This window comes from Pseudomonas sp. H3_D04 (assembly GCF_054669175.1).
In genome coordinates, this window is record NZ_CP162801.1 from 1,516,625 (window position 1) to 1,529,040 (window position 12,416).

Genomic DNA, 12,416 nt, shown 5'->3' on the forward strand with positions numbered 1-12,416 from the left:
ATGGCAGTAGCACACGTTAGCCTTGAATCCCTGGCAGATCGATTTGTGCATCCAGCAAGGCCATGAAGGCCCGTGCCGCATTCGACAGCGTCCGTTCGGTGTGCAGGATATAGCCTAGCTGGCGAGTCAGTTGTATGCCCGGCAAAGGTATTCGCGCAACTTGATCGTCGAGCATTGTTCGCGGCAAAACGCTCCAGGCCAGGCCGATCGAGACCATCATCTTGATGGTTTCCAGATAATTGGTGCTCATGGCGATGTTCGGCGTCAGTCCCTGAGCCTCGAACAGGCGCTGGACAATGTGATGAGTGAACGTGTTGCCGCCGGGAAACACCGCCGGATGCAGGGCAATGTCCGCCAGGCTGACTGGGCCGTTGCTGATCAGCGAATGCTCCGGGGCGACCACGAAATCCAGGGGGTCGTCCCACACCGGCGTGGCTTTGACCAAGGTATGAGGTTCCGGTGCTAGGGTGATCACCGCCAGTTCCGCGCGGCCATGGAGGATTTCCTCGTAGGCCACTTCCGAATCGAGAAACTGAATATCCAGCGCCACTTGTGGGTAGCGTCGGGTGAACTCCCTTAATAAGGGCGGTAAGCGGTGCAAGCCAATGTGGTGACTGGTGGCCAGCGTCAGGCGCCCGGTCACTTCGCCGGTCAGGTTGGTCAGGGCGCGGCGGGTGTCATCCAGCACATTGAGAATCTGATAGGCCCGCGGCAACAGGGCGCGACCGGCCTCGGTCAGGCCGACTTCACGGCCCAGTCGATCGAAAAGCCGCACCTTCAATTGCTGCTCCAGCCCGGCGATGCGCTTGCTGATCGCCGGTTGCGTCAGGTGCAGCCGTTCTCCCGCGCCGGAGAAGCTTCCGGTCTCGGCAATGGCGATGAAAGCATTAAGATTGGCCAGGTCCATTGCGGTATTCCAGTTGGTTATCCAAAGCATGAAAAATATGAATTTGAGTTATTTAATGTAACCCCCTAGGATCGACCTCACAAGCCAAAGGGTTATACAAACGGCCCGGGGCATAGAAACAAGCTGATGAGGAAACCGTCTGATGGCCGGCAAAACGCTCTACGACAAGCTCTGGGATTCGCATTTGGTCAAGCAGCGCGACGATGGCTCTGCCTTGATCTACATCGATCGTCACATCATTCACGAAGTGACCTCGCCGCAAGCCTTTGAAGGCCTGCGTCTGGCCGGGCGCAAGCCTTGGCGCATCGATGCCAACATCGCGACCCCGGACCACAACGTACCGACCACCCCGGAACGCAAGGGCGGCATCGAAGCCATTGCCGACCAGGTCTCGCGTTTGCAGGTCCAGACCCTCGATGACAACTGTGACGAATACGGCATCGTCGAGTTCAAGATGAACGACGTGCGCCAAGGCATCGTCCACGTCATCGGCCCGGAACAGGGCGCAACCTTGCCGGGCATGACCGTGGTCTGCGGCGACTCCCACACCTCGACCCACGGCGCGTTTGGCGCGTTGGCACACGGTATCGGCACGTCCGAGGTCGAGCACGTGCTCGCCACCCAGTGCCTGGTCGCCAAGAAAATGAAGAATATGCGGGTGTCGGTCGAAGGGAAATTGCCGTTCGGCGTGACCGCCAAGGACATCGTTCTCGCGGTCATTGGCAAGATCGGCACTGCCGGCGGTAACGGCCATGCCATCGAGTTCGCCGGTAGTGCGATTCGTGATCTGTCGGTCGAAGGCCGCATGACCATTTGCAACATGTCCATCGAGGCTGGCGCTCGCGTAGGACTGGTCGCCGCTGACGAAAAAACCGTCGCCTACGTGAAGGGCCGTCCATTCGCTCCGAAAGGCGCGGAATGGGACTTGGCCGTCGAAGCGTGGAAAGACCTGGTGACTGATGAAGACGCCACGTTCGACACCGTCGTCGAGCTCGATGCCACCCAGATCAAGCCACAAGTCAGCTGGGGCACTTCGCCCGAGATGGTGTTGGCCGTGGATCAGAACGTACCGGACCCTGCGAAGGAAATGGACCTGGTCAAGCGCGGCTCCATCGAACGCGCCTTGAAATACATGGGTTTGACTGCCAATCAGGCAATTACCGACATTCAGCTGGACCGCGTGTTCATCGGTTCCTGCACCAACTCGCGGATCGAAGATTTGCGTGCTGCCGCCGTGATCGCCAAAGGTCGCAAAGTCGCTTCGACCATCAAGCAGGCCATCGTGGTGCCGGGCTCGGGTCTGGTGAAGGCCCAGGCTGAATCGGAAGGCCTGGACAAGATTTTCCTCGACGCCGGTTTCGAATGGCGTGAGCCGGGTTGCTCGATGTGCCTGGCGATGAACCCGGACCGTTTGGAGTCGGGCGAGCATTGCGCCTCGACCTCCAACCGCAATTTCGAAGGCCGTCAGGGCGCCGGTGGCCGTACCCACCTCGTGAGCCCGGCCATGGCCGCCGCCGCCGCGGTGAACGGTCGTTTCGTCGACGTCCGTGAATTGATCTAAAGGAGCGCAGCATGAAAGCTTTTACCCAGCACACTGGTCTTGTCGCGCCTCTGGATCGTGCCAACGTCGACACCGACCAGATCATCCCGAAGCAATTCTTGAAGTCGATCAAGCGCACGGGTTTCGGCCCAAACCTGTTCGATGAGTGGCGCTACCTGGATGTCGGGCAGCCTTATCAGGACAACTCCAAGCGCCCGTTGAACAAGGACTTCGTCCTCAACGCCGAGCGTTATCAAGGCGCCAGCGTGTTGCTGGCCCGCGAAAACTTCGGTTGCGGTTCCAGTCGTGAACATGCGCCGTGGGCGCTGGAGGAATACGGTTTCCGCAGCATCATCGCGCCGAGCTACGCCGACATCTTCTTCAACAACAGCTTCAAGAACGGCTTGCTGCCGATCATCTTGAGCGACGCTGAAGTGGATGAGCTGTTCCAGCAGGTGGAAGTGACCCCGGGTTATCAGTTGCAGGTCGATTTGCAGGCCCAGACCGTTACCCGTCCGGATGGCAAGGTGTTGAGCTTTGAAATTGACGCCTTCCGTAAGCATTGCCTGCTCAACGGTCTGGACGATATCGGTCTGACGTTGATGGACCATGAAGCGATTGCGACGTTTGAAGCCAAGCACCGGGCGAGCCAGCCTTGGTTGTTTCGCGACGCGTAAGTTTGCGCAAGGCGTGATGACGCCTTCGCGGGCAAGCCTCGCTCCTGCGGCTGAAATACGTCTCCCTGTAGGAGCGAGGCTCGCCCGCGAAGAGGCCCGCCCAGACAACACAAGGCTAAACCCCAAAAGGAAGTCCCCCATGACCCGCACCGCCCAGCACAACCAGGTAGTCCAAAAGCAATTCGGTGAACAGGCCTCGGCCTATCTGAGCAGCGCCGTACACGCTCAAGGCACCGAATTTGCGCTGCTACAGGCCGAACTGGCCGGGCAGGGCGATGCTCGGGTGCTGGACCTGGGGTGTGGCGCTGGTCACGTCAGTTTTCACGTGGCGTCGCTGGTCAAGGAAGTGGTGGCCTACGATTTGTCCCAGCAGATGCTCGACGTGGTTACCGTCGCCGCTGTGGACCGTGGTTTGAGCAATGTGACCACGGTCAACGGTGCCGCCGAGCGCCTGCCGTTTGCCGATGGTGAGTTCGACTTCGTCTTCAGTCGTTACTCGGCGCACCATTGGAGCGACCTCGGCCTGGCCCTGCGCGAAGTCCGGCGGGTACTGAAGCCGGGTGGGGTGGCGGCGTTCATCGACGTGTTGTCACCGGGCAGTCCGATGTTTGACACTTACCTGCAAAGCGTCGAAGTGCTGCGCGACACCAGTCATGTGCGCGATTATTCCGCCGGCGAGTGGTTGCGTCAGGTCAGCGAAGCGGGGTTGCATACCCGTAGCACTACGCGTCAACGGTTGCGGCTGGAGTACAACTCCTGGGTCGAACGCATGCGCACGCCAGAAGTGATGCGCGCGGCGATCCGCGAGTTGCAGCAGTCGATGGGCAATGAAGTACGCGAATATTTTGAGATTGAGGCCGATGGTTCGTTCAGTACCGATGTGCTGGTGCTGATGGCCGAACGATAGAATTTTTCCGGGTGTGCTCAAGGGCGCACCGACTGATGACATGAGGAAAGCATGAGCAAGCAGATTCTGATTCTCCCAGGTGATGGTATTGGCCCGGAAATCATGGCCGAAGCGGTCAAGGTGCTGGAGCTGGCCAACGACAAGTACAGCCTGGGCTTTGAACTGAGCCACGACCTGATCGGCGGCGCCGCCATCGACAAGCACGGCGTGCCATTGGCCGACGAAACCCTCGACCGTGCGCGCGCAGCCGACGCTGTGCTGCTGGGCGCCGTGGGCGGCCCGAAATGGGACACCATCGAGCGTGACATCCGCCCTGAGCGCGGCCTGCTGAAGATTCGTGCGCAACTGGGCCTGTTTGGCAACCTGCGCCCGGCGATCCTCTACCCGCAACTGGCCGAGGCATCGAGCCTGAAGCCTGAAATCGTTTCGGGCCTGGACATCCTGATCGTCCGTGAACTGACCGGCGGCATCTATTTCGGCACGCCACGCGGCACCCGCACCCTGGAAAACGGCGAGCGTCAGGCTTACGACACGCTGCCGTACAGCGAAAGCGAAATCCGCCGCATCGCCCGTGTCGGTTTCGACATGGCCATGGTGCGCGGCAAGAAGCTGTGCTCGGTGGACAAGGCCAACGTGCTGGCTTCGAGCCAACTGTGGCGCGAAATCGTCGAGCAAGTGGGCAAGGATTACCCGGAAGTCGAACTGAGCCACATGTACGTCGACAACGCCGCCATGCAGCTGGTGCGTGCGCCGAAGCAATTCGACGTGATCGTTACCGAAAATATGTTCGGCGACATTCTGTCGGACCAGGCATCGATGCTCACCGGTTCCATCGGCATGCTGCCGTCGGCATCCCTGGATACCAACAACAAGGGCATGTACGAGCCTTGCCACGGTTCGGCGCCAGACATCGCTGGCAAAGGCATTGCCAACCCGTTGGCGACCATTCTGTCGGTGTCGATGATGCTGCGTTACAGCTTCAATCTGCAGGACGCGGCCGATGCCATCGAGAAAGCCGTCAGTCTGGTATTGGATCAGGGGCTGCGCACGGGCGACATCTGGTCGGCCGGTTGCACTAAAGTCGGTACGCAGGAAATGGGCGACGCAGTAGTCGCCGCGCTGCGGAATCTGTAATCTCTCGGGCCCGCTGCCACTTTCACTCTTGAAAGCAGCGGCCCACTTTTTAAAGAAGGTGTAGTTGCGATGAAACGTGTAGGTCTGATCGGTTGGCGCGGTATGGTCGGTTCCGTGCTCATGCAGCGGATGCTGGAAGAGCAGGATTTCGATCTTATTGAGCCGGTGTTTTTCACCACTTCCAATGTCGGTGGCCAAGGCCCGTCCGTGGGCAAGGACATTGCTCCGCTCAAGGACGCTTACAGCATTGAAGAGCTGAAAACCCTCGACGTGATTCTGACCTGCCAGGGTGGCGACTACACCAGCGAAGTATTCCCGAAGCTGCGCGAAGCCGGCTGGCAGGGTTACTGGATCGACGCCGCTTCCAGCCTGCGCATGCAGGATGACGCGGTGATCGTGCTGGACCCGGTGAACCGCAAGGTCATCGACCAGCAGCTCGACGCGGGCACCAAGAACTACATCGGCGGCAACTGCACCGTCAGCCTGATGCTGATGGGCCTGGGCGGCCTGTTCGAAGCCGGTCTGGTCGAGTGGATGAGCGCCATGACTTATCAGGCGGCCTCCGGTGCCGGCGCGCAGAACATGCGTGAACTGATCAAGCAAATGGGCGCGACCCACGCCGCTGTCGCCGATCAACTGGCCGACCCGGCCAGCGCCATCCTCGACATCGACCGCCGTGTGGCCGAAGCCATGCGCAGCGACGCGTACCCGACCGAAAACTTCGGCGTTCCGCTGGCCGGCAGCCTGATCCCGTGGATCGACAAGGAGCTGCCGAACGGTCAGAGCCGCGAAGAATGGAAGGCCCAGGCCGAGACCAACAAGATCCTCGGTCGCTTCAAGAGCCCGATCCCGGTGGATGGCATCTGCGTGCGCATCGGCGCCATGCGCTGCCACAGCCAGGCGCTGACCATCAAGCTGAACAAAGACGTGCCGATCGCCGACATCGAAGGGCTGATCAGCCAGCACAACCCTTGGGTCAAACTGGTGCCGAACAATCGCGAAGCCAGCATTCAGGAACTGAGCCCGACGAAAGTCACCGGCACCCTGAACGTACCGGTTGGCCGTCTGCGCAAGCTGAACATGGGCACGCAGTACGTCGGCGCGTTTACCGTCGGCGACCAACTGCTGTGGGGCGCGGCCGAACCGCTGCGTCGCATGCTGCGGATCCTGCTTGAGCGTTGATCGATTGAAGTAATCAAAGAACCCGCGCCTTGAAAGAGGTGCGGGTTTTTTTTGGGAAGTTATGTCGTCAGGAAGGGCCTCTTCGCGGGCAAGCCTCGCTTCTACAGGTATCGCGGTTGTTTCAAGATTTCGCGACCGACACACAACCCGTAGAAGCGAGGCTTGCCCGCGAAGAAGCCGGCGCATACACCACAAAACCCCAGCCGAATTGCCTGCGCGCCACCCACCCGGTAAAGTGCCGCTCCCCCCGTTTCGCCAGAGGTAGAACCATGAGCCAGTCCTTTGATATTGCCGTGATCGGCGCCACCGGTACTGTCGGCGAAACGCTCGTGCAGATTCTCGAAGAACGCGACTTCCCGGTCGGCAACCTCCATTTGCTGGCCAGTAGCGAATCCGCCGGGCATTCGGTGCCGTTTCGCGGCAAGAACGTGCGGGTGCGTGAAGTCGACGAATTCGATTTCAGCAAGGTTCAGCTGGTGTTTTTCGCTGCCGGTCCGGCAGTGACCCTGAGTTTTGCCTCGCGCGCGACCGCTGCCGGTTGTTCGCTGATCGACCTGTCCGGCGCTCTGCCGGCCAATCAGGCGCCGCAAGTGGTGCCGGAAGCCAACGCCGACGTCTTGGCCGGTTTGAAAAAACCGTTCCAGGTCAGCAGCCCAAGCCCGTCGGCCACCACGCTGGCCGTGGTGCTGGCGCCGTTGCTGGGTTTGCTCGACCTGCAACGCATCAACCTGACCGCCTGCCTGGCCGTTTCCGCCCAGGGGCGCGAAGCCGTGACCGAGCTGGCCCGGCAGACCGCCGAGCTTCTCAATGTGCGTCCGCTGGAGCCGACTTTCTTTGATCGGCAGATGGCTTTCAACCTGTTGGCTCAGGTCGGCAAGCCTGATGAGCAGGGTCATACGCTGCTGGAAAAACGCCTGGTGCGTGAGCTGCGTCAGGTCATGGCGCTGCCTTTATTAAAGATTTCTGTCACTTGCATTCAAGCCCCGGTGTTTTTTGGCGATAGCTTTAGCGTGACCTTGCAGTCAGCGAGCGCTGTGGACCTGGCGAAAGTCAACGCGGCGCTGGAAGACGCACCGGGTATCGAACTGGTGGAAGCCGGCGATTACCCGACGGCAGTAGGCGATGCAGTAGGGCAGGACGTGGTCTACGTTGGTCGGGTTCGCACCGGAATCGACGACCCGTCGGAACTTAATTTGTGGCTGACGTCAGATAACGTGCGTAAAGGCGCTGCGCTCAATGCTGTGCAGGTGGCTGAATTGTTGATAAAAGACCTGCTGTAAAAGATACTTGGCAACAATTTTTCGAATGAGTCCAGTCGAGCGCTATGCTTGGCCGGATTGCTGATGGCGAGCCACTCTTCGGGGCTTTCCGGGGCATTTATGAAATGATCGCGCGTGACGACCCTTCGTCGCCGCGCGCAATGCCTTACGGCAGCGGCTATCAACACCTTCTCGCTGGCCGAGGAATGTTCAAACAAAGGATGAGGCTATGGTTCAAGTTCGCAAACTGGTGTTAGCAATAGCGGCCGCCTCGGCGCTGTCCTCCGGTATGGCGCATGCCCTCGGGCTCGGGGAATTGACCCTGAAGTCGACGCTGAACCAACCTCTGGTGGCGGAAATCGAGCTGCTCGACGTCAAGGACCTCACCGCCGCAGAAGTGGTGCCGAGCCTGGCGTCACCCGAAGATTTCGCCAAGGCCGGTGTCGATCGCCAGGCGTTTCTCAACGACCTGACCTTCACGCCCGTGCTCAATGCCAGCGGCAAAAGTATCCTGCGTGTAACGTCCAGCAAACCACTGTCCGAACCCATGGTGAAATTCCTGGTTCAGGTGATGTGGCCCAACGGTCGTTTGCTGCGCGATTACAGCGTGCTGCTCGATCCTTCCAAATTCTCCCCGCAGACCGCTGAAGCGGCTGCGCAGCCTGCGCCGACCGAAACGGTCACTGCGCCGGTGACCGGTGCCACCCAGCCGTCCCAATACACCACCACGCCGCGCGATACCCTGTGGGAAATCGCCGCGAAGGCGCGTAATGGCGGTTCGGTCCAGCAAACCATGCTGGCCATCCAGGCGCTGAACCCGGATGCCTTCATCGACGGCAACATCAACCGGCTGAAAACCGGTCAGGTGCTGCGCTTGCCGGATCAGGCGCAGAGCACCAGCCTGCCGCAACCCAAGGCAATCGCTGAGGTCGCTGCCCAGAACACCGCATGGCGCCAGGGTCGTCGTTATGTGGCGAAGCCCGGTACCGGGCAGCAGCAACTCGATGCCACCAAGCGTGGCCGCGCTGACGCAGCTCCATCGCAAACGGCGAAAGACAACCTGAGCCTGGTTTCTGCCGAAACCGGCAAGGGCAAAGGCGCTGCAGGTGATGCTAAAGCCTTGAACAACAAACTGGCGGTGACCCAGGAAAGCCTCGACACGACCCGTCGTGACAACGCTGAACTGAAAAGCCGCATGACCGATCTGCAAAGTCAGCTGGATAAGCTGCAGCGCCTGATCGAGCTGAAGAACAATCAACTGGCCAAGTTGCAGGCTGAAGGCGCAGCGGGAGCGTCGGCTTCGACTCCAGCGACGACCCCACCGGCAATGTCTGCTGAACTGGCCGCGAACCCTGCGGCAGCACCGACTGAAGTGGTTCCTGCTCCGGAAACGTCTGCGCCTGAGACTGCTCCTGCACCCGTGCCTGCCGAGCCGCCAATCGAGCCGACACCGGTAGCTTCCGACGAGCAGAAATTCAACGAACTGCTGACCAATCCGGTCCTGCTGGGTCTGGTAGGCGGTGGGGCAGTGGTTCTGCTGCTTCTGCTGCTGTTGCTGGCGCGTCGCCGCAAGGCGCAGCAAGAAGCCGAGAAACACCTGCGCATGGCGCGTGCCCTGGAAGAAGAGAAGGAATTCTCTGCCGAGCAGGACCTGCCAGAAAGCAGCTTCGAAGGTTTGGAAGTTCCGCCGCCGAGCGTGAAACTCGCTACCGCGCCGATTCCAACGCCACCACCTGCGCCAGCTCCAGCCCCGGATGTAATGACGACGCCGATCGCCGCGCCGCTGGTGTCGCCAGCGGCCGAGCGCAATGACGACGTACTGACCAAGGCTCAGTCGCACATTGCCGCCGGTCGTCTGAACCAGGCCGCTGCGTTGCTCGAAGACGGCATCAAGCAAGAGCCACAGCGCAGCGACCTGCGTCTGAAACTGATGGAAGTCTACGGTCAGCAGGGCGATCGCGATGCATTTGTTGCCCAAGAGCGTCAGTTGGTCGCCAACGGTGACAACTTCGCCCAGGTCGAGCAGCTTAAAAGCCGCTTCCCGGCAATGGCTATCGCGGCTGCCGGTGGTCTTGCTGCCGCCGCCCTCGCTGCCGAGCTGGACGCGCAGTACGTCAAGGACCTGTTGCTGGACGAGCCGCAAGCACCGGCCGATGACCTGGACAGTGCCTTCGACCTGAGCCTGGATGACCTGGAAGCCGCGTCACCCGCAGCGGTCACGCCAGAGCCGGAAGCTGCGGCTGACCTTGACGAGTTTCCGCTGGACGATGACCTGAGCTTTGAATCGGTATTGAAGGAACAGACCGAAATCAAGGAAAACCTCGACGACCTGTCGGACTTCGATCTGGACATGGATTTGGGCGGTGATACATCGCCGGCCATCCTCGCTGAAGATGACTTCCTGCTGGATCTGGACGAAGGCGTGAAGGACCTGCCTGCGGAGCCTGTAAAACCTGAAGTGCCTCAGGACGATCTGGAGCTGCCGGCCGATTTCGACCTGTCGCTGGCTGATGAAATGGATGCCGCCCCGGCCGAGCCTGAGGTCAAGGACGCCTTTGCCGCTGAACTGGATGACGTCAACGCCGAGCTGGATCGTTTGTCCCAGAGCATGAGTGAGCCGACCTTTACTGCAGAAGACGCTATGGCTTCTGCGGCGGACGAGCCGGACTTCGACTTCCTCTCCGGCACCGATGAAGTCGCCACCAAACTCGATCTGGCCCAGGCCTACATCGACATGGGTGACAACGACGGTGCTCGGGACATCCTCAATGAGGTTGTGGCCGAGGGGAATGCTGGCCAGAAGAGCGAGGCCAAGGAGATGCTTTCGCATCTGGCTTGAGTGATCGGTAGGCAATAAACAGAACGGCAGCCCATTGAAGCTGCCGTTTTTGTTTCAGTGGTTGTCCGACGGCGTCTGTCAGGGCGCCATCGCGAGCAGGTTCGCTCCCGCAAGGTTTTGTGGCGGTCACATAACCTGAGAACACCCCGAAACACTGTGGGGGCGGGCTTGCCCGCGAAAGGGCTCCAACATTCAATATCGTACTTTCTGTTGTGCTGGTATCCCCGCCGGACAGCTTTATAATGCCCGCCTTTGCGCACATCAGCAGGCTGTGACTCCTTGGCAAATATAGATAACCCGGCTGCCGAAATGGCGGCCGACGGCTTTTTCCGGATCGCGTTGGGCGTTGAATACAAAGGCTCGCGTTATCGCGGCTGGCAGCGCCAGGCCTCCGGTGTGCTCACTGTGCAGGAAACCCTCGAAAAGGCCTTATCCAAAGTCGCCGACTCACCGGTGTCGCTGCTCTGCGCCGGGCGCACTGACGCGGGCGTGCATGCGTGCGGCCAAGTGGTGCATTTCGATACGCAGGTCGAGCGTTCGATGAAGGCCTGGGTCATGGGCGCCAACATCAACTTGCCCCACGACGTCAGTGTCAGCTGGGCCAAGGTCATGCCGGCGCATTTTCATGCGCGCTTCAAGGCCATCGCCCGCCGTTATCGCTACGTGATCTACAACGATCAGATCCGCCCGGCGCATCTCAACGAAGAAATCACCTGGAACCACCGTCCGCTCGATGTCGAGCGCATGGCCGAGGCCGCCCAGTACCTGGTCGGTACCCATGATTTCAGCGCATTCCGCGCCGGTCAGTGCCAGGCCAAATCGCCGATCAAGGAACTGCATCACCTGCGTGTCACGCGCCACGGCAAGATGATCGTCCTGGATATCCGCGCCAGCGCTTTCCTGCACCACATGGTGCGCAACATCGCCGGTGTCTTGATGACCATCGGTGCCGGCGAGCGGCCGGTGGAGTGGATGAAGGAAGTGCTGGAGAGTCGGATCCGTCGTTCTGGCGGGGTGACGGCGCATCCGTTTGGCCTGTATCTGGTGCAGGTCGAGTATCGCGACGAGTTCCAATTGCCTGAGCGTTACATCGGCCCACACTTCCTCACCGGCTTCTCTGAACTTGACGGCTGACGCCCTCGAACGCATTTGTTACCATCCGGGACTTTCTCGGATTTGCCCTGAGGTTTTATCGACATGTCAGCCGTTCGCAGCAAGATTTGTGGGATTACCCGCATAGAAGATGCGTTGGCGGCGGTCGAGGCCGGGGCCGATGCCATCGGGTTTGTGTTTTACGCCAAGAGTCCGCGGGCCGTCACGTTCCAGCAGGCGCGCGACATTATCAAGTTGCTGCCGCCGTTCGTGACCACCGTGGGGTTGTTCGTCAACAGCAGCCGCTGCGAGTTGGGCGAGCTGCTCGACGCCGTACCGCTGGACCTGTTGCAGTTCCATGGCGACGAAACCGCAGCCGAATGTGAAGGCTGGCACCGCCCGTACATCAAGGCGTTGCGGGTCAAGGCCGGCGACGACATCGCGGCGGCCTGCAATGCGTTTCCAAGTGCCAGCGGTATCCTGCTTGATGCCTATGTCGAAGGTGTTCCCGGTGGAACCGGTGAGGCGTTCGACTGGTCTCTGATACCGCAGGGCTTGAGCAAGCCGATCATCCTCGCTGGTGGCCTGACGCCGGATAACGTGGCTGAGGCAATCGCCCGGGTTCGGCCTTATGCGGTGGACGTCAGCGGCGGGGTAGAAGCGAGCAAGGGCATCAAGGATCACGCAAAGATTCAGGCATTCATTAAGGCGGTACGTAGTAGCACGTAGTTGATGTGACGGCTGGCAGACTGCCGCCGTCCCAAAATGCACTGCGCTGCACAAAGCAGGCACGGCTGAGGATTGAGGGGTTGTACGCCGGTCACGTTCAATGACCCGGCAATCGATCGATCATCGCCACACACATGAATTTAGCTCAAG

General features: G+C 60.3%; 10 protein-coding genes. 9 read left to right on the forward strand and 1 reads right to left on the reverse strand.

The genetic code is table 11. The features are described from left to right. Positions 1-16 precede the first annotated feature (16 nt). The gene (locus AB4N91_RS07185; RefSeq protein ID WP_010456044.1) at positions 17-907 is read right to left on the reverse strand and encodes a LysR family transcriptional regulator; all 891 of its coding nucleotides are present in this window, start codon (positions 905-907) and stop codon (positions 17-19) included. A gap of 142 nt (positions 908-1,049) precedes the next feature. On the opposite strand from AB4N91_RS07185, the gene leuC reads away from it, so the two are divergent. From leuC to AB4N91_RS07230, 9 genes are all read left to right on the forward strand, one after another. After that, on the forward strand, positions 1,050-2,468 hold the full coding sequence (gene leuC / locus AB4N91_RS07190) for a 3-isopropylmalate dehydratase large subunit (protein ID WP_010456043.1): 1,419 nt from the start codon (positions 1,050-1,052) through the stop codon (positions 2,466-2,468). Positions 2,469-2,479: 11 nt separating this feature from the next. Next, positions 2,480-3,124, forward strand: a complete 645-nt coding sequence (leuD, locus tag AB4N91_RS07195; RefSeq protein WP_010456042.1) for a 3-isopropylmalate dehydratase small subunit — start codon at positions 2,480-2,482, stop codon at positions 3,122-3,124. A gap of 139 nt (positions 3,125-3,263) precedes the next feature. Next, on the forward strand, positions 3,264-4,031 hold the full coding sequence (locus AB4N91_RS07200; protein ID WP_154912772.1) for a class I SAM-dependent methyltransferase: 768 nt from the start codon (positions 3,264-3,266) through the stop codon (positions 4,029-4,031). 51 nt (positions 4,032-4,082) lie between these two features. Further along, the gene (leuB, locus tag AB4N91_RS07205) at positions 4,083-5,165 is read left to right on the forward strand and encodes a 3-isopropylmalate dehydrogenase (RefSeq protein WP_458725033.1); all 1,083 of its coding nucleotides are present in this window, start codon (positions 4,083-4,085) and stop codon (positions 5,163-5,165) included. 69 nt (positions 5,166-5,234) lie between these two features. Next, positions 5,235-6,347, forward strand: coding sequence for an aspartate-semialdehyde dehydrogenase (gene asd, locus AB4N91_RS07210; protein WP_054052925.1), 1,113 nt, complete (start codon positions 5,235-5,237; stop codon positions 6,345-6,347). A 269-nt stretch (positions 6,348-6,616) separates the two neighbouring features. Next, positions 6,617-7,627: an aspartate-semialdehyde dehydrogenase gene (locus AB4N91_RS07215; protein WP_102594060.1), complete on the forward strand. Its 1,011-nt coding sequence runs from the start codon at positions 6,617-6,619 to the stop codon at positions 7,625-7,627. 208 nt (positions 7,628-7,835) lie between these two features. Further along, entirely contained in the window at positions 7,836-10,445 is a 2,610-nt protein-coding gene (locus AB4N91_RS07220; RefSeq protein WP_460112216.1) for a FimV/HubP family polar landmark protein, read from the forward strand. 309 nt (positions 10,446-10,754) lie between these two features. Then, entirely contained in the window at positions 10,755-11,579 is an 825-nt protein-coding gene (gene truA, locus AB4N91_RS07225; protein ID WP_010456035.1) for a tRNA pseudouridine(38-40) synthase TruA, read from the forward strand. Positions 11,580-11,642: 63 nt separating this feature from the next. Further along, positions 11,643-12,266: a phosphoribosylanthranilate isomerase gene (locus AB4N91_RS07230; protein WP_154501288.1), complete on the forward strand. Its 624-nt coding sequence runs from the start codon at positions 11,643-11,645 to the stop codon at positions 12,264-12,266. Positions 12,267-12,416: the final 150 nt, after the last annotated feature.